This window comes from Mesorhizobium sp. B2-3-14 (genome assembly GCF_006442175.1).
Taxonomy (GTDB): domain Bacteria; phylum Pseudomonadota; class Alphaproteobacteria; order Rhizobiales; family Rhizobiaceae; genus Mesorhizobium; species Mesorhizobium australicum.
Genome location: NZ_VFVP01000010.1, coordinates 185,020 through 201,632, shown reverse-complemented (window position 1 = coordinate 201,632; position 16,613 = coordinate 185,020). Strand labels below are relative to the sequence as shown.

Annotated in this window: 16 protein-coding genes; 7 read left to right on the top strand and 9 right to left on the bottom strand. The window is 64.4% G+C overall.

Features of this window, described 5'->3' with window-relative positions; translation table 11 throughout:
- Positions 1 to 129: 129 nt before the first annotated feature.
- Positions 130 to 1,047, bottom strand: coding sequence for a LysR family transcriptional regulator (locus FJ950_RS23705; protein WP_140619003.1), 918 nt, complete (start codon positions 1,045 to 1,047; stop codon positions 130 to 132).
- A 141-nt stretch (positions 1,048 to 1,188) separates the two neighbouring features.
- On the opposite strand from FJ950_RS23705, the gene FJ950_RS23700 reads away from it, so the two are divergent.
- Both FJ950_RS23700 and FJ950_RS23695 read left to right on the top strand, forming a co-directional pair.
- On the top strand, positions 1,189 to 1,827 hold the full coding sequence (locus FJ950_RS23700) for a DsbA family protein (protein ID WP_140619002.1): 639 nt from the start codon (positions 1,189 to 1,191) through the stop codon (positions 1,825 to 1,827).
- Positions 1,828 to 1,863: 36 nt separating this feature from the next.
- The gene (locus FJ950_RS23695) at positions 1,864 to 2,475 is read left to right on the top strand and encodes an NAD(P)-dependent oxidoreductase (RefSeq protein WP_140619000.1); all 612 of its coding nucleotides are present in this window, start codon (positions 1,864 to 1,866) and stop codon (positions 2,473 to 2,475) included.
- Here FJ950_RS23695 and FJ950_RS23690 read toward each other — a convergent pair.
- Positions 2,459 to 3,931, bottom strand: a complete 1,473-nt coding sequence (locus tag FJ950_RS23690) for an ROK family protein (RefSeq protein ID WP_140618998.1) — start codon at positions 3,929 to 3,931, stop codon at positions 2,459 to 2,461. The two genes, FJ950_RS23695 and FJ950_RS23690, sit on opposite strands and share 17 nt — an antisense overlap.
- A 35-nt stretch (positions 3,932 to 3,966) precedes the next feature.
- Positions 3,967 to 4,875 (bottom strand): tagatose-bisphosphate aldolase, encoded by a 909-nt coding sequence (locus tag FJ950_RS23685; RefSeq protein WP_140618996.1) that lies wholly within the window; start codon positions 4,873 to 4,875, stop codon positions 3,967 to 3,969.
- A 276-nt stretch (positions 4,876 to 5,151) separates the two neighbouring features.
- Here FJ950_RS23685 and FJ950_RS23680 point away from each other — a divergent pair, with 276 nt between their 5' ends.
- From FJ950_RS23680 to FJ950_RS23665, 4 genes are all read left to right on the top strand, one after another.
- Entirely contained in the window at positions 5,152 to 6,057 is a 906-nt protein-coding gene (locus FJ950_RS23680) for a sugar-binding transcriptional regulator (protein ID WP_140618994.1), read from the top strand.
- Between the two features lie 426 nt (positions 6,058 to 6,483).
- Positions 6,484 to 7,461: an ABC transporter substrate-binding protein gene (locus tag FJ950_RS23675; protein ID WP_015315618.1), complete on the top strand. Its 978-nt coding sequence runs from the start codon at positions 6,484 to 6,486 to the stop codon at positions 7,459 to 7,461.
- Positions 7,462 to 7,560: 99 nt separating this feature from the next.
- A complete protein-coding gene (locus FJ950_RS23670) occupies positions 7,561 to 8,622 on the top strand; it encodes a ribose ABC transporter (RefSeq protein ID WP_140618992.1) in 1,062 nt (353 codons plus the stop codon).
- Positions 8,615 to 9,370 (top strand): ATP-binding cassette domain-containing protein, encoded by a 756-nt coding sequence (locus tag FJ950_RS23665; RefSeq protein WP_140618990.1) that lies wholly within the window; start codon positions 8,615 to 8,617, stop codon positions 9,368 to 9,370. Before FJ950_RS23670 ends, FJ950_RS23665 begins: the two co-directional genes overlap by 8 nt.
- Before the next feature lie 36 nt (positions 9,371 to 9,406).
- Here FJ950_RS23665 and FJ950_RS23660 read toward each other — a convergent pair whose 3' ends face one another.
- The 5 genes from FJ950_RS23660 to FJ950_RS23640 all read right to left on the bottom strand — a co-directional run bounded on the left by FJ950_RS23660 (position 9,407) and on the right by FJ950_RS23640 (position 14,627).
- The gene (locus tag FJ950_RS23660; RefSeq protein ID WP_140618988.1) at positions 9,407 to 10,183 is read right to left on the bottom strand and encodes an ATP-binding cassette domain-containing protein; all 777 of its coding nucleotides are present in this window, start codon (positions 10,181 to 10,183) and stop codon (positions 9,407 to 9,409) included.
- Positions 10,180 to 11,061: an ABC transporter ATP-binding protein gene (locus tag FJ950_RS23655; RefSeq protein WP_181171411.1), complete on the bottom strand. Its 882-nt coding sequence runs from the start codon at positions 11,059 to 11,061 to the stop codon at positions 10,180 to 10,182. The genes FJ950_RS23660 and FJ950_RS23655 overlap by 4 nt, the downstream gene beginning before the upstream one ends.
- Entirely contained in the window at positions 11,058 to 11,888 is an 831-nt protein-coding gene (locus tag FJ950_RS23650) for an ABC transporter permease (protein WP_140618986.1), read from the bottom strand. Before FJ950_RS23650 ends, FJ950_RS23655 begins: the two co-directional genes overlap by 4 nt.
- Positions 11,885 to 12,871 carry an ABC transporter permease gene (locus FJ950_RS23645; protein WP_140618985.1) on the bottom strand — a complete coding sequence of 329 codons (987 nt, stop codon included), beginning with the start codon at positions 12,869 to 12,871 and terminating at the stop codon, positions 11,885 to 11,887. The genes FJ950_RS23650 and FJ950_RS23645 overlap by 4 nt, the downstream gene beginning before the upstream one ends.
- Before the next feature lie 145 nt (positions 12,872 to 13,016).
- Entirely contained in the window at positions 13,017 to 14,627 is a 1,611-nt protein-coding gene (locus FJ950_RS23640) for an ABC transporter substrate-binding protein (RefSeq protein WP_140618983.1), read from the bottom strand.
- Positions 14,628 to 14,993: 366 nt separating this feature from the next.
- Between FJ950_RS23640 and FJ950_RS23635 the strand changes: the two genes are divergently transcribed.
- Complete coding sequence (locus tag FJ950_RS23635; RefSeq protein ID WP_140618981.1) at positions 14,994 to 16,184, top strand: Xaa-Pro peptidase family protein; 1,191 nt, start codon at positions 14,994 to 14,996, stop codon at positions 16,182 to 16,184.
- Here the strand turns inward: FJ950_RS23635 and FJ950_RS23630 are convergent.
- Complete coding sequence (locus tag FJ950_RS23630) at positions 16,181 to 16,609, bottom strand: cupin domain-containing protein (protein ID WP_140618979.1); 429 nt, start codon at positions 16,607 to 16,609, stop codon at positions 16,181 to 16,183. The genes FJ950_RS23635 and FJ950_RS23630 overlap by 4 nt on opposite strands.
- Positions 16,610 to 16,613: the final 4 nt, after the last annotated feature.

Here is a 16,613-nt window from a genome sequence, read left to right as displayed (position 1 = left end):
GTTCAAATCCTGTCCCCGCAACCAAACAAAACGGCCCGCCTGGCTCTATGCCGGCGGGCCGTTCGCGTTCCGATCTCATATTGCTGCGGACGACTTGTTTCGGGTACCGACCTTCTGCCGCGGTTGCATTCACGCCACGGCACTGCCGCGCGATCGCTTTCTCTCGGCGGCGGCGAGCAGGTCCACGAACGCGCGCACCTTGGCGGGCCTGAACCTTGCCGGCGGAAAGACGGCGTGGATGCCGCCGGTGGGCAAGGCCCAGTCGGCAAAGACCGGCACCAGCCGCCCCTCGGCGATGTCGTCGCTGACGCTATAGTCGGGAAACACACCCAGCCCTATGCCGGCAAGCACGCAGGCATGGGCAGCCGGGCTCTTGTCGCATGTGATGACCGGGTTGAGTTCGGTCAGCACCTTGTCGCCATCCCTGGAAAACAGCCATTGGCCGACGCCGCGAAGCTGGGCGTTTCCGACCCAGGCCAGCGACCGCGCCTGCTGCGGGCTCACATCCTGCGGCAAGCTTGCGGCGAACGCAGGGCTTGCCACCACGATCTGCCGTATCGTGCCCAGGCGCCGCGCCTGGTTGGAGGAATCAGCAAGCCAGCCGACGCGGACGCCGAGGTCGATCTGCTCGTCGACCAGATTGCTTACCGCGTCGTCGAAGATCACCTCGACGCGCATATGCGGATAAGTCCTCAGATAGGCGGCGATGACCGGTGCGACGATCTTCGTGCCGTAGTCGAGCGGCGCCGTCAGTCTCAACATTCCCGCCGGTTCGACGGCCGCGCGCGAAATCTCGCCATAGGCGGCCTCCGCTTCCCGCAGGATTATCATCGCACGATCATAGAAGAGACGTCCCTCTTCCGTCGGTGCGACACGCCGCGTCGTTCGTCGCATGAGTGTCGCGCCCAACTCCTCCTCGAGCTTGCCGATCTGATGGCTGACCACGGCTTTGGCGACGCCAAGCCGGTCGGCCGCCGATGTGAAGGAGCCGGTCTCCATCACGGTGGTGAAGTAGACGAGTCGATTGAGGTTCAGCAGGTCAGCCACGACGATCGCTTTTGTCTGATCAAATCAGACAGTTTATATTATTGGATGGCGTTTATCGCAAGATCGTTGTCTGACACATAGGAGCGACACTTTGACAGTCCAGATCGTCGACACGCCGCGCCAAGGGATTATCAGGCAATCATGAGCAATTCGGATGTGACTTATCTCTTCGATCCGCTCTGCGGCTGGTGCTACGGCGCCGCTCCGATGCTGGACAAATTGGCTGCCAGCGGCGTGCGCGTCGAATTGCTGCCGGCTGGTCTGTTTTCGGGAGCGGGCGCGAGGCCGATGGATGAAGGTTTTGCCGCTCACGCCTGGGCGAACGACCAGCGTATCGAGCGTCTGACCGGACAAGCGTTCACGCAGCCCTATCAGCACAATGTCCTCGGCATCCGTGGCACCTTGCTGGACTCGCATGCCGCGACCCTCGGCATCAGCGCCGCCGGCCTGGAAGACCCAAGCCGCCGGTTGACCGCGCTCAAGGCAATCCAACGTGCGCGCTATGTCGACGGTCGCGATGTCGTAACTGTGGAAGGCGTGGCTGCCGTGCTCGCCGGCGCTGGCATGATGGATGCCGCCGCGATCCTGAAGAGCCCGACCGAAACCTTACTGACGGCGCACCTCGACCTGGTCAATCGTGGCCGCGCGCTATTCCGGCGCTTGCACGCCAACGGCGTGCCTTCGCTGGCGGTCATCCGCAGCGAAGCGCCTCGGCTCATCGGTTCGAACGCGCTGTTCGGCAGCTTTGACAATCTTGTCGCCCATATAGCGGCGGCGTGACCCTCTACTGACCTCCAACAAGGACTGGAAAAGAACATGGCAAACGTCGCTCTCATCGGTGCATCCGGCGCTGTCGGCTCGCGCATACTCAAGGAACTCTCCGATCGTGGCCACACGGTCACCGGTATCGCCCGCAGCCCTGAAAAAATTGCCGCGCTGCCCGGCGTGACCCCCAGGAAGGGCGATGTCTTCGACAAGGAAGGCCTTGCCGAGTTGATCCGCGACCATGACGCGGTGATCAGCGCGGTGCATTTCGTGGATAGCGACCCCGACACGCTGATCGCCGCGGTGCGTGCCTCGGGCGTGAAGCGCTATCTGGTCGTGGGCGGCGCGGGCAGTCTCGAAGTCGCGCCCGGCAAGCGTCTGGTCGATACAGCCGAATTTCCTGCGATCTACAAGGCCGAGGCACAGAAGGGCGCCGACTTCCTGGACAAATTGAAGACAGTCAGCGACGTCGACTGGACGTTCCTGTCGCCGTCCGCGATGTTCGTCCCAGGTGAGCGCACCGGCAAGTTCCGCGTCGGCAAGGACACGCTTCTCGCCTCGGATAAGGGGAGCAGCATCTCCTTCGAGGACTATGCCATCGCCATGGTCGACGAGATCGAGAAGCCGACACATGTCAGGCAGCGCTTCACCGTCGGCTATTGATTGAAAGGACCGACGCGTCGCCGGCCAAGGTCGCGCGCAGCCATGCGGCGATGGCCTCGAAGTCGATCGGCTGCGTCGTATCGACGTCGAACAGCGGCCCGCGCCGCAGCGGTTCGGCGCGCTTGGCCAGCTCGATCAATTCGGGGATATAGGCAGCGCCGGGATGACCCGGGAGGCGCTGACCTAGCCGGGCGCCGTAGCGTTCGGCCAGAACTTCGCCCGGCGCGTGGCACCAGATTTCGACCGTGTGTTCGACGCCGGCGTTGCGCAGATGATCCTCGAGCACTTGCCGCGGCTGGAAGCCGAACCAGGCATCGACGATGAAGGTGCTGCCGGCCGGGGCGTCGCCTACGAGCGACCAGATTGCCTGGTAGCTGGCGCGGCCCAGCGTGCGGTTGAATTTGCGGTCGCCGCCGCCGAGCACTTCGAGGAACGGGTTCTTGACCGTATCGAGCGCGAGCAGCGGCCATCCCAAGCGATCTGCGATGCCGCGTGACACCGTGCTCTTGCCGCTGGCCGGGATGCCGTTGACGAGCACGGCGCGTCTGGCGCGGCCGTGCTGAACGGAAAGCGATGTCGATGTCGGTGCCGAAAGCGCCTGGAGACCGGCGCCGATCACTCCGGCGTCGTCGCCGAGCTGCGCCGGCGCCACCGGGCATTGGTACCACGGCGCCAGCGCCGGCGCGTGGCCAAGCGCTCTGTGTGCCGCCCGGCCAAGACCGCCGCCAAGCAGGACGAGGTCGGGGTCGAACACGGCAACGGTGGTATCGATGGCCGCGCGCAGTGGCCTCGCCCAGGCTTCCAATATGCCTCGCGCCTGGATGTCGCCGGCGGCATCGCGGGCAAAGAGTTGGTCGACCGAAACCTCGGGACCAAGGTCAGCCCGCGCTATGTGACGGCCGAGCGCCGTACCCGAACTGGTGGTTTCGACACAGCCGCGCCGCCCGCAAGCGCAGAGTTCGCCGTTGACATCGACGGTGATGTGCCCCAGTTGCCCCGCTGTTGCCCGGCCGCGCATGATCCGTCGGTTCTGGACGACGGCGCCGCCAATGCCGGTGCCGATGGTGAACATGGCGATGTTGTCGTGGCCTTGGCCGGCGCCAAGCGCCATCTCGGCGGCCAGCGCCATGTTGCAGTCATTGTCGACGATGACAGGCTTGCCGGTCATGCTTTCCAGCCGCTGCGCGAGCGCGACCGAAGCGAGGTTGACATAGCCTCCCGACAGGACCGCGCCGCGCCGTGCGTCGACGCGGCCGGGAACGCCGACGCCGATGGCCGCCACATCAGGCGTATCGAGAAGGCGCGCCATGTCGGCGATGCGGCCAAGCACCAGCTCCGCGTCGGCCGCGCTCTTTTCGGAAAGACGTTCGAGGATTTCACCGGCGCCCGAGATGCGGGCGGCACGCAAATTGGTGCCGCCTATATCGATCCCTATGGCCATCGACTTTTGTGGCATGACGTCCTGCACGTGCCGGCGCTCAAACGTGGATATCAGGCGGCAGCCTTCCGCCGATAGTGCCCGATCACCGCCTGGATCTCTCGCAGTCGCGGCACCGCGATGGTCTTAAGCCTTTCGCGCTGAATGTCACGATCGAGCGAGATGCAGTCCTTCCACAGCGATCGGCCGGCGATGACGCCGGAGGCGCCATTTTGCATGGCGACCTCGACCTGGCTAAGGAAAGTGGTGTGGTTGACGCCGGCCGAAAGTACGGCCCACGGCACTTCGCCGGCCATTTCAGTGATGTTGGCGCAGGCTTCCGGCGTTCCGGGGTAGGGAAGCTTCAGCACCTTCGCGCCGCATTCCAGCGAAATCCTCGTACCCTCCTCGACCAGCCAGGGCGTCTTGGCCGCATAGTCCTCGGGGCTTTCCCCTTCGAGCTGATAGGTCAGGAATTCGACGACGAGCAGCAGGTCCTCTTTGCCGAAGTCGGCGATGCATTGGCGCAGGATGGCAATGTTGTGTTCGTTGGCTTCAGGCTTGTCGGCTCTGAGATACACCATGATCTTGCCGCCCGTGCCGCCGAGTTCGCGCACGCGCCTCGCGTCAATGCCGGGGACCAGCCGCGACAGCCGATAGCCCTCCGGCGAAACGTCGAAACCGGACGCGTCGAGGCCGATGAGCAGCGCGGTGTCACGGTTCAGTACGCCGTCGTCGACAACTCTCGGCACCGCGCAGAGCGGGTCGAGCAGCACGCAGGACGCCGCACTTGCGAGGTAGCGCGTGATGTCGGCCTTGGTGTCGCCGAGCATGTCGTTGGTGATTCTGGCCTGGTCCTCGGGGTCCGACGCCAACAAGGTGCGCATGCCGCCGCGCTGATCGCAAGCGATGGCCACCATGGCTCCGTCCTTGCCGCATATCTGCTGGTAGCCGCGCAGTTCCGCGGTGGTCATCCTGGTCATGGTTTTCTTCTGTCCGATGTTGGCGCGCCGAGGCGCTGATCCCGTGGAAACAAATGGTCAGTTTGCCCGCCTGCCGGCAGGAAGAGTTTGCCGCCTGATACATCGCCGGCTGCTGGGATAAGCAGCCCAACCGGCGTTTGGCCTGGTATGCCTCAAGTTGCGAGTTCACCGGATTTGCGCGATAACTCGCATCGGCGTATACGTGTGTAACACGTTGCTGAAAGGAATTGCAAGCTGTCTGTTTCTTCCGCCCAGGACGCGACCGCATCGCGCACGATGCTGCACACGGTTGCCAAGTTGCACTATGTGGAGGAGATGTCGCAGGTCGACATAGCGCGGCAGCTCGGTGTCTCCACCGCGACGATTTCGCGCCTGTTGCAGCGGGCGCGGGCCGAAGGCATCGTGCGCATCGAGGTGATCGACCTGGCGACGCCGGAGGATATTACCAGGCAACTTGTCGACGGATTGAAGTTGCGGGACGCCGCCGTTGTCGAAACGCCGGCAGCGGGTGCGCTGACTGCGCTTTCCGCCCCGCTTGGCGCTTTGCTCAGGCAGGCGCAACTGGTGGCCGGCTCCGTGGTCGCCATCGGCTGGGGACGCGCCGTGCGCGAGGTCATTCGAGCCGGTCTGCCGCGCATGCCGGGCGTGCTGACTGTGGCCGCGACTGGCGGCATGCAGCAGCACGCGGCGCATTTCCAGATCAATGAATTCGTGCGGCTCGCCGCCGAAGAGTTTGGCGGGACACCGCACTTTATCCATGCGCCCTATCTGCCGTCCAGCGAACTGCGTGACGTCTTCCTCGGAGACGCCACCATCCACGATGCCGTCGCGCTGTGGGACAGGACCGACGTCGCGATCGTCGGCATTGGCCTGCCGCACGCCATCAACCCACCCGAGGCGAGTGCCGCCACGCCGACCGAGCAGGCGCTGGTCCATGCGGCTGGCGACGTCCTTCGCCATTATTTCGATGCGAAAGGCGCCCTGATCGCCTGGGAAGGGGAGAGCCGGATGATCGCCATGTCGCCGGCGCAGCTTCGCGCCGTGCCCCTGGTGATCGGCGTCGCAGCCTCGCCGGAGAAGGCGACGGCAATCATCGGCGCCGTTCGTTCCGGGCTCATCAACACGCTGGTGACGGATACCAAGACGGCTCAGGCCATCCTCGCGGTTCTTGCAATGCGATAGCGGCAGATATGAGGACTGATGCGGCGCTGTCGGTGCGGAGAGAAGCCGCTGCGAAATCGATTGTGTCGCCGGGGAGTCGGGACGATAGTTCGCCCGGGGCTCGGAGGAGCAGTCAGATGGCGTCTCGAAAGCCGGCGTTGCAGTCGCGGAAAAACCGAGTTGCAATTTATTTCTGCAAAGTGTTACAAGTTGCCGACCCGTCGTGCAGGCATGCGGGGCGCATGGTTCCCTGACCTCGCGGAGGCGAGGAAAGTGAGCACGGGATTGTGCCGGTCGGCTCGGCCGGCTGATATTTAGACTGGAGGGCGCTTGGGAGGAGCTGCCCGCGAAAGGCAAACAGGCGTTCCGGCATCCTGCCTCTGAGCGGATAACGGCCATTCCAATGTCACCGAAAACGGCAGAACTGCCAACAATGAGGAGGATGTCATGAAGAAGATCGTTGCCGCGCTCGCGGCGCTTGCCGTCAGCGCAACGGTGCTGATGGCGCCCGCGCAGGCGCAGGACAAAAAATACACCATTGCGCTCATTCCGGGCCTCACCACCGACGGCTTTTACATCACCATGCGCAAGGGTGCCCAAGCGGCCGCCGACGCGCTCGGCGTGAACCTAGTCTTCCAGGGCGCTCCGGACTTCAACCCGGTCACCCAGGTGCCGGTGCTCGACGCGGTCATCGCCAAGAAGCCGGATGCGATCCTGATCGCGCCGACCGACAAGGTCCAGCTGGTCGAGCCGCTGCGCAAGGCCAACGACGCCGGCATTCCGGTCATAACAGTCGATACTTTCATCGGCAGCGGCGTCTACCAGACGGGTGCTGGCGATGCCGATTTCCCGCTGGCCTACATTGCTTCTGACAATGTTCTGGGCGGCGAGATCGCCGCGCGTGCGCTTGCCACCGCCGTCGGCGACAAGGGCAAGGTCTATGTGTCGAACGTCAAGCCCGGCATCTCGACCACCGACCAGCGCGAAGAAGGCTTCAAGAAGGAGATGGCCAAGCATACGGGCATCACCGTGCTGGAGACCCAATTCAATGACGACGACGCCAACAAGGCGGCCTCGCAGCTGCAGGCCGTCTTCGCGCGCAATCCCGATCTGGTCGGCGTGTTCGGCGCCAATCTGTTCTCCGCGCTGGGTGCGGCCAACGGCGTCAAGCAGGCCGGGCAGAGCGGCACCGTCAAGGTCGTTGCCTTCGATGCACCGACCAGCATCGTCGACAACATCAACACCGGCCTGGTGGACGTGGCGATCGCCCAGCATCCCGCCGAGATCGGCTACTTCGGCGTCGTCTCGGCCTATGCCCACCTGACCGGCCATTCAATCCCGGTCACGATCGGCACCGGCTTCACGATCATGGACAAGTCCAACATCGCCGACCCGAACATCTCGAAGTACCTCTACTCCGAGTAGGTCAAGACGAGCTTGGCTCCTCCCGGTCCGCCGGGGGGAGCTCGTGCCGGGTTCCCAAAGGCGGGGCCTGTTTGAACGCAGCCGCGCCGCGGAGTATTCATGACCTCGACATCACCAGCCCAGCCGGCCGAGAAGCATGTCGCCCCCCAGGCCGATCATGGCGATCCGGCCAGGACCCTGATCGGACGCATCGCCGAAGGGCGCGCCTGGTTGTTCCTCGCCGGTCTGATCATCTGTTTCGAGGTATGGTCGAGGTTCGCCTTCGGCGCGACGTTCGTGCTCAACCCGTTCAACCTGCAATCCATCGCAATCTTTGCCATAGCGCCGCTGCTGCTTGCGACCGGACAGACCTTCGTCATCATTTCGGGCGGCATCGATCTGTCGCTGGGGTTCATCATGGGGCTTGCCGCCGTCGTTGCCGCGCATGCCACCAATATGGCGGGCGCCGCCATTCCCTTGCCGCTGGCCATGCTGGCGGGCATCCTCGCCGCGGTGATCGTCGCCGGCTTGCCCGGCATCATCAATGGCCTGCTGATCTCGCGCCTCAGGGTGCCGCCGTTCATCGGCACGCTCGGCATGTTCGGCGTCGCGCGCGGCGTTGCCTTCCTGCTTGCCGGCGGCACGACGGTGCCGGTTCAGAATTCCTGGTTCGCGCTGCTCGGCAATGGCAAGTTCTACGGCGTGCCCTATCTGGTCATGATCGCTGCCGTGTTCGTCATCGTGATGCATTATCTGCTCAGCCAGACACGGTTCGGCCAGCACAATTATGCCATCGGCGCCAATGTGCAGGCGGCGCGGCGCGCCGGCATCGACATCAGGGGCCACATATTGCGGCTCTATGTGCTGTCGGCGATGTGCGCCGGCCTTGGCGGGGCGCTCTACGCGGCGCGCTTCACGGCCGGTGCGGCACAAGCCGGCGAGCCGCTGCTGCTCGACAGCGTCGCGGCGGTCGTCATCGGCGGCGCCAGCCTGTTCGGTGGCTCCGGCACCATCCTGGGCACGGTCGCCGGCGCGCTGGTGATCGCGGTCATCCAGTACGGGCTGGTCTTCGTCAATGTCGAGCCGTTCTGGCAGTTCATCGCCGTTGGCGTCGTCATCATCATTTCCGTGCTCATAGACCAGGCGCAGCGCCGGTTCAGTGGAGGCCGCCAGGATGAATAGCACCGACCAGAACACCCCCTTGCTCGAGGTCCGCAACCTGTCCAAGCACTTCGGCGCCGTGCGCGCGCTCAACGATTTCTCCATGGCCGTGCGGCCAGGCGAAGTGGTGGCGCTGGCCGGCGACAATGGTGCCGGCAAGACGACGCTGATCAAGGCGATCTCGGGCGTGTTCCAGCCGACAGGCGGCGAAATCCTGCTCAGGGGCCAGCCGGTGGCATTCGCGACGCCGCAAGAGGCGCGCGAAAAAGGCATCGAGACGATCTACCAGGATCTGGCTCTCGCCGACAATCTGTCGATCGGCGCCAACATTTTCCTTGGCCGCGAACCGATGCGCAAGGCGTTCGGCTTCCTGCCGGTGCTCGACCGCAAGGCCATGGCCGAGGCGGCCAGGGAGACGATGAAGCGGCTGGATTTCCACGTCAGCCGGATGAACGCCCCGGTCAGCAATTTCTCCGGCGGCCAGCGCCAGGCCGTCGCCATCGGCCGCGCCGTCTACTGGGATGCGCAGATCCTTATCATGGACGAACCGACCGCGGCACTTGGCGTGCCGGAACAGCGCAAGGTGATCTCGCTCATCCACCAGCTCAAGGCGCAAGGACGCGGCGTGATCTTCATCTCGCACAATCTGCAGGATATCTTCGCGGTCTCGGACCGCATCGTCGTGCTGCGCCGCGGCGTCCAGGCCGGCGAGCGCAAGATTTCCGAGACCAACCATGACGAGGTCGTCAGGTTGATGGTTGGAGGGTAGGCCGTCCTGTCGGTGTGATCTTGTTCGAAGAGCGGATCATGGTCTGTTTCTGTTCAATCTGGGCGCAGCCGCCACCAGTGCCTTGCCGATGGCCGATCGCGGCGCGTCGATGACGGTTCGGGCATCGCCGCTCTCGGCAATCCGCCCGGCATCGAGAAGGATGACGCGGTGGGCGACCGCCCGGACGACGCCAAGATCATGCGAAATGAAGAGATAGGCGATCCGTTCCTCGCGCTGCAGGTCCAGCAGGAGATCGAGGATCTGGCCGCGCACCGAGACATCGAGCGCCGACACCGCTTCGTCAAGCACGATCAGCGACGGCTTGGTGGCGATGGCGCGGGCAATCGCCACACGCTGCCGCTGACCGCCGGAGATTTCATGGATTGCGCGGGGCGCGAGATCGGCCGCCAGGCCGACCCGCTCCAGCAAGGCGGCGATGCGGCGCGGGCGCTCCGTGCGCGGGGCGACGCCATGAATGCGCAAGGGGTCATCGAGGACGCGCGCCACCGTGGCGCGCGGGTTGAAGGCGGCCAGCGGATCCTGGAACACCATTTGCACGCGCGCGCGACGGGCTCGAAGTGCCGAGCCGCCCAGAGCCAGGAAATCATCGCCTTCGAATTCAATGCGTCCGCCATCCGGCTCGATCAGGCGCAGCACCAACCGCGCGATGGTCGACTTGCCGCTGCCGGAACGGCCTGACAGCGCCAGCGTTTCGCCGGGCTCGATATGAAAGGAGACATCGCTCACCGCAGCAAGGGTCTTGCCGCCGCGACTGTAGCGTTTGGTGAGATTGGACACTGTCAGCAGGCTCATGCATTCAGCCTGCTTCGGTGCAGCAGCGGCTCGGCGTCGAGGTCGATATGGGCGTCGAGCAGCGCGCGGGTATAGGCTTGCGTCGGGGCTTCGACAATCTGCTCGGTCTTGCCAAACTCCACCAACTGGCCGTGGCGGAACACGGCGATGCGTTCGGCAAGCTCGGCGGCGAGCGCAATGTCATGGCTGATGAACAGCAGTGTCATGCCGTCCTCGGCCACGAGCCGTCGAATCAAAGCGACGATCTCGGCCTGCACGATGGTGTCGAGCGCGCTGGTCGCCTCGTCGGCGATCAGCAGTTTCGGCCCGGCGGCAATCGCGGCGGCAATCGCCACGCGCTGCTTCTGGCCGCCGGAAAGCTGATGCGGGAAGGCGTGCAGGGCGGAGTCGGGGTCGGGCAAGCGGACGCGTTCGAGAAGGGTTTTGGCTTTGGCATATGCCTGGGCCCATGTGAGGCCGAGATGCGTGCGCGCGACTTCGGCGATTTGTTTGCCGACTGCCATTACCGGATCGAGGCTGGCGGACGGATCCTGGAAGACGAAGCCGATGTCGCCGCCGCCAAGGGAGGCTTGATTGTGACGGTTGAGAGATAGGCGATCCTTCCCACCCCCCTCTATCCTGCCGGAGGGGGGTGCCTTGGCCCCCAACGTTGGCGGTGATCGCATGAACCAGTCGATACTCCCCTCAATCCTGGCGCTCGCCGGCAACAATCCCGCGATCGCCAGCGCCAGCGTGCTCTTGCCCGAACCGCTTTCACCGATGATGGCCAGCCGTTCGCCTGGCTGGATATCGAGAATAATATTCTTCAGCGCGGCGACCTCGCTGCCATCACGGCGGTAGGTCACCGTCAGATCTCGGATCGACGCCAGTCCCGTCACGACTGGCCCCTGCGCACGGCCGTCGTCTCGACGATGCCTTCGCCGGCGAAATAGACGCCGAGCACCGTCAGCACCAGCGCAATGCCCGGGACGATCGAGAGGAACGGCGCGGTGCGCAAGACAGCGCGACCTTCCGCGATCATGCCACCCCAGGTGACCCGGTTGGGGTCGCCAAGACCAAGGAAAGACAGGGCTGCTTCGGTGAGGATCGCGGCGGCGACGATCACCGACGACATCGCCAAGATCGGCGGCAAGGCATTGGGCAGCACCTCGCGAAAGGCGATTTCCAGGGGATGCATGCCAATGACACGGGCACTGGCGACATAGTCGCGTTCGCGAATGGAGAGGACTTCCGCGCGGGCGACCCGCGCCGGCCCCGTCCAGGTGCCGAGCGCTATTGCGACGACGACGACGCCGAGCGAGGGCCCAACCACGCTGACGAAGGCCAGTGCCAGCAGGAAGCCCGGCACGGTCTGGAAAGCATCGGTGACGCGCATCAGCACCTCGTCGATCAGGCCGCCGGCGAAGCCGGCCAGCGTGCCGATCACCGCGCCGAAAGCGAGTGCCGCGGCCGCCGCCGCCAGACCGACGGCCAGCGAGGTACGGGCGCCATGAAACAGCTCGGCCAACACGTCCCGGCCGAGCTGGTCGGTGCCGAGCGGCAGCGACCAGTCCTGGAAAGGCGGCAGCAACGCCGCGCCAGCAATGGCTTGCGGGTCGCCGGGAAACAGCAGCGAGGCCGACAGCGCCATGGCAAAAAGCGCCGCCAGGATGATGGCACCGGCGGCCGCCTCGGGCGTGCGCAGAAAGCGGCGCAGACGGCTCATGCACCGGCCCCGCTGGCGCCGACGCGCGGGTCAAGGAACGCGTAGGCAATGTCGACGCCAAGATTGATGACGATGACCAGGACGGCGCTGGTAAGAATGATGCCGAGCAGCAGCGGCGTGTCGCGCGCGGCGACCGCTTCCTGCGCCAGCCGACCAAGGCCGGGCACGGCAAAGACGCTCTCGATGACCACGCTGCCGCCCAGCATCTGCGCCGACTGCAGGCCGAGCATGGTGACCAGCGGCAGCAGCGCATTTCGGGCGACATGAGCAAGCACGATGCGGCGGCGCGACAACCCCCGGGCGCGGGCGGCCAGCACAAAATCCTGGCGCCAGGCCTCGGCCATGCCGGCGCGCATCATGCGCAGATAAAGCGCCAGATAGATGAAACCGAGTGCGCAAACCGGCAGCACCAGATGGATGGCGATGTCGGCGCCGCGGTCGAGACCGGTCTTGTCCGAGGCCAGCGTCTCGACGCCGCCGATCGGCAGCCAGCGCAGGTCGACGGCGAAGATCACGATCAGCACCAGGCCGAGCCAGAAGCCGGGCACCGCGTAGAGAGCCAGCGAGGCGACGGAGACAAAACGGTCGCGGAAGCTGCCTGGCCTGGCGCCGGCATAGATGCCGAGCACCGAGCCGAGGCCAAAGGAGAGCGCGGTGGCGCTGACCATCAGGATGAGCGTGGTCGGCAGGCGCTCGAGGATGACGTCCCGGATCGGCCGGGAAAAAGTGACGGACTGGCCAAGGTCGAGATGCAGCAGTGCCCAGAGGTAGTTGGCGAGCCGCGTCAGCTCCGACTGGTCGAGGCCCCAGCGGTGGCGCAACAGCTCGATCATGCCGGCGTCGCCGCCGGTCGAGACGATGTACGCGTCGACCGCATCGCCGGGCGCTGCTTCTAGCAAAAGGAAAGTGCCGATGGCGACGATCAAAAGCACGAAGATGCTGCCGACGAGGCGACGGCGCAGGAGGACGAGGGCGCGATTCATGCGGACCTCGAATGTGCGATAAGGGACATAAGGAAATGTCGAGCCCAGGCGCGCCCCTCTGTCCTGCCGGACATCTCCCCCTCGAGGGGGGAGATTGGCTGCTGCCGATGGCTTTTCCTCGCGAACTCTCATCCGCGCAAGTCTGTCACGATTCCAGATACGTGTCCGCCCAGTTCGACACCGCCCAGCGCGGGTTGTTGGCGATGTTACCGACCTTGTCACTGGCGACGCTGATAAAACTCCATTCGGCGACGTTGATCAGCGGCAGGTCGGCCGCGACCTGCTTCTGGAACTCCTTGTAGAGGTCGGTGCGCGCCGTGGTGTCGAGCGTTTCGGAGGCCTTGGTGATCAGGGCGTCGAGCGCGTCATTCTTGTAGCCGCCCTGATTGGAAAACGGCACGCCATCGGGAATGCCGCTCTGCACCAGGATGGTGGTCGAGATCGCCGGGTCGCCGCGGAAAACCGGCGGACCGACCGCAAGGTCGAAGGCGTGGTCGGTATAGACCGCCTTGATGTGGGCGGCCGAGTCGTTGTTGACCAGCTGCGCGTCGATGCCTATTGCCGCGAGCGCCTGGCGCAGGTAGTCGCCGAACTGTTTCGTCTCATTGAAATAGGGGGCAGGCAAGAGCCTGAGCGAGAAGCGGTTGCCGTCGGCGCCTTTCTTATAACCAGCTTCGTCGAGCAGCGCGTTGGCCTTGGCGACGTCGAAGGCATAGATCGGCACGTCGGCGGTGTAGAATTGCGGATCGTTCTTCGGCACCGGGCCGGTGGCCGTGGCGGCGTAGCCGAGGAACACTGTCTTGACGACGAAGTCCTTGTCGATGGCGTGCGCGATGGCCTGGCGCACCTTGAGGTCGGCCAATTCCTTGCGGCGATGGTTGATCTCGACCACGAGCTGGTAGGTTAGGCCCTCATAGCCCTTGGTGATGACCTTCAGGCCGGGAACCTTGGAGATGCGGTCGAGATCGGCCAGCGGCACGGCCGAGAAAGCCGCGAGTTGGATTTCCTCGGCCTCCAGCGCGGCGGCGGCCGAGGTACGGTCGGGCAGGACCTGATAGATGATCTCGTCAAGATAGGGCTCGTCCTTGCCCCAGTAGTCGGCGTTCTTCGTCAGCCGGTAGTACTGGCCGGCCTTATACTCGCCGAACTTGAACGGACCCGTACCGATCGGTGCGTTGTTGGCGGGGTTGTCCTCGATCTTGCCGACTTCGTAGATGTGCTTCGGCACCACGCTCGACAGCGCCGGCAAGGCGTTGCGGATCAGCTGGAACGGCGTCGGCTTGGCGAATTTGAACACGGCGGTCAGATCGTCTGGCGTGTCGACCGTGCTGAGATCCTTGAACACGGTGCGGCCGAGATTCTGCAGCGGCTTCCATATCTGCAGCGCCGAGAAGGCGACGTCGGCCGAGGTGAACGGCTTGCCGTCATGCCATTTGACTCCTTCGCGCAGCTTGAAGGTCGCCGAGAGACCGTCGGCGGCACCTTCCCAGCTCACCGCCAGCCGAGGCGCGAGCCCGTCCTTGCCGTCGAAGGAGGCTTCGGCCAGCGTCTCGACGATCTTGCTGGAGATGAAGAAAACGCCGTTGGAGGCGACGATCGCCGGGTTGAGATTGCGCGGCTCGGAATCGGCGGCAAGCACGAGCCGTCCGCCCTTCTTTGGCGTCTGCGTCCAGCCCAGGGCCGGCATGGCGGTGGACGCCAGCAGCATTGCCGACCCGGTAAGCACGGTGCGTCTGGAAATGGTGAAACCTGACATGATCGAACTCCGTCCTCTCCTCCACCCGACCGGGCGCGGCCTCGAACGCCGGCGCGCGCATCGGCATCCTTGCGGCGGGATTATGGGCCTTGCCGAGGGTTTCGCCAGAGACGGAATTGGCGCATCCCTGCTTGGCTTTGAAATTTCCGTCCGCTGGACCAGTTTAGCACAAGTCCAGTCAATTCGGTTGGCTGGTAGGACCAGATTTCCGGATATGTGAACAAATGACGCTTTGGTGACCGCCCTGGCGCTGTGTTCGTAAACATTCTGGCTGGACCAGAGCGAGAAAAATGGTGCAGATTTGACCGCGAGCCGGCGGATCGGGTGCGAAACAGCGCCGATCCCGGGCAATTCTGGGAGAGAGTGATGAACATTGCGCCGGGCAAGAGTGCCGTCAGCGATATCCCGTTCGAGCAGGCCAGAGTCGACCGGCTGATGGAGGAGGCCGGCATCGACGTGCTGCTCGCAACCTCCAAGCACAACACGCAATATCTGCTGGGCGGCTACAAGTTCATCTTCTTCGCCGCCATGGATGCGATCGGTCACAGCCGCTATTTGCCGATCGTGGTCTACGAGAAGGGCGGGCCGGATCATGCAGCCTATATCGGCAACCGCATGGAAGGCGGCGAGCACCAGAACCACCCGTTCTGGACGCCGACGCTGCATGCTGCCTGCTGGGGTACCCTCGACGCCGCCAATCTTGCCGTCGAGCATGTCAGGAAGATCGGCAAGGGCGATGCCCGCATCGGTATCGAGCCCGGTTTCCTGCCGTCGGACGCCTATGCGCTGATCCGCAAGGCATTGCCCGACGCGAAGCTGATCGATGCGACCGACATGCTGGAACGCATGCGTGCCATCAAGACCGACGCGGAGTTGGAGAAGCTGCGCACGGCCTCCGAGCTGATCACCGATTCCATGCTGGCGACCATCGCCTGGGCGCGCGAGGGCACGACCAAGGCCGAGATGATCGAGCAGATCAGGCGCGAAGAGACCAATCGCGGTGCGCATTTCGAATATTGCCTGCTCACGCTGGGCTCCAGCCACAATCGCGCCACCTCCCCGCAAGCGTGGAAGAAGGGCGAGGTGCTGTCGATCGATTCCGGCGGCAATTATCACGGTTATATTGGCGATCTCTGCAGGATGGGCATTTTGGGCGAACCCGATGCCGAGCTCGAGGATCTGCTGGCCGAGGTCGAGACGGTGCAGCAGGCGGCCTTCTCGAAGGTGAAGGCGGGCACGCTTGGCGGCGACATGATTTCTCATGCGGAGAGTGTGCTGAAGACATCCAAGGTCGCGCCCTATACGGATTTCTTCGCCCACGGCATGGGCCTGATCACGCATGAGGCGCCGTTCCTGATGACCAACCATCCAGTGACTTATGAAGGCACCTATGCGGCCAAACCGCTGGAGAAAAACATGGTGCTGTCGGTGGAGACCACCATGCTTCACCCGACGCGCGGCTTCATCAAGCTGGAGGATACGCTGGCGGTGACCGAGAGCGGGTACGTGATGTTTGGCGATCGGGGCCGGGGGTGGAATAGGGGTGGGACGGCCTAATTTTGGAGGCCGGCGCCCGGCGGGATCAGCCTGAAATCCGGCAGTTCGCGCAGACCCAGTTCCGGCCCGGCCGGCGAATAGACGACGAACAGCTGCATCGGCCCGTCGCCGGTGTTGAGCGTTGAATGAAACCGGCTCTCCGGCACGTAGATGGTGCAGCCGGGGCCGACTTTCTCGACTACCGGATTGCCCTTCTCGTCCTCGACCATCTGTTCGCCATGGCCCGAGATGACGAAGATGATCTCTTCCGCACCCGGATGGTTGTGGCGGGTGTGGCCCTTGCCTGAGGGCAGGTCGACGACGCCGCCGGAAAAACGGGTCGCGCCATTCACTTCTGGCGCCACCGTCAGCGCCAGCCTGCCCCAGTCGAAGCCGAAGGCGCTGACGTCCTTCGGGTAGACAAAGACCTTGCTCCTGTCGGTCATCTCT

Coding starts and splice junctions, on each gene's coding strand:
- FJ950_RS23700 (WP_140619002.1), top strand. CDS start 1,189: ATGAGCAATTCGGATGTGACTTATCTCTTCGATCCGCTCTGCGGCTGG.
- FJ950_RS23695 (WP_140619000.1), top strand. CDS start 1,864: ATGGCAAACGTCGCTCTCATCGGTGCATCCGGCGCTGTCGGCTCGCGC.
- FJ950_RS23690 (WP_140618998.1), bottom strand. CDS start 3,931: ATGCCACAAAAGTCGATGGCCATAGGGATCGATATAGGCGGCACCAAT.
- FJ950_RS23685 (WP_140618996.1), bottom strand. CDS start 4,875: ATGACCAGGATGACCACCGCGGAACTGCGCGGCTACCAGCAGATATGC.
- FJ950_RS23680 (WP_140618994.1), top strand. CDS start 5,152: ATGCTGCACACGGTTGCCAAGTTGCACTATGTGGAGGAGATGTCGCAG.
- FJ950_RS23675 (WP_015315618.1), top strand. CDS start 6,484: ATGAAGAAGATCGTTGCCGCGCTCGCGGCGCTTGCCGTCAGCGCAACG.
- FJ950_RS23670 (WP_140618992.1), top strand. CDS start 7,561: ATGACCTCGACATCACCAGCCCAGCCGGCCGAGAAGCATGTCGCCCCC.
- FJ950_RS23665 (WP_140618990.1), top strand. CDS start 8,615: ATGAATAGCACCGACCAGAACACCCCCTTGCTCGAGGTCCGCAACCTG.
- FJ950_RS23660 (WP_140618988.1), bottom strand. CDS start 10,183: ATGAGCCTGCTGACAGTGTCCAATCTCACCAAACGCTACAGTCGCGGC.
- FJ950_RS23650 (WP_140618986.1), bottom strand. CDS start 11,888: ATGAGCCGTCTGCGCCGCTTTCTGCGCACGCCCGAGGCGGCCGCCGGT.
- FJ950_RS23645 (WP_140618985.1), bottom strand. CDS start 12,871: ATGAATCGCGCCCTCGTCCTCCTGCGCCGTCGCCTCGTCGGCAGCATC.
- FJ950_RS23640 (WP_140618983.1), bottom strand. CDS start 14,627: ATGTCAGGTTTCACCATTTCCAGACGCACCGTGCTTACCGGGTCGGCA.
- FJ950_RS23635 (WP_140618981.1), top strand. CDS start 14,994: ATGAACATTGCGCCGGGCAAGAGTGCCGTCAGCGATATCCCGTTCGAG.
- FJ950_RS23630 (WP_140618979.1), bottom strand. CDS start 16,609: ATGACCGACAGGAGCAAGGTCTTTGTCTACCCGAAGGACGTCAGCGCC.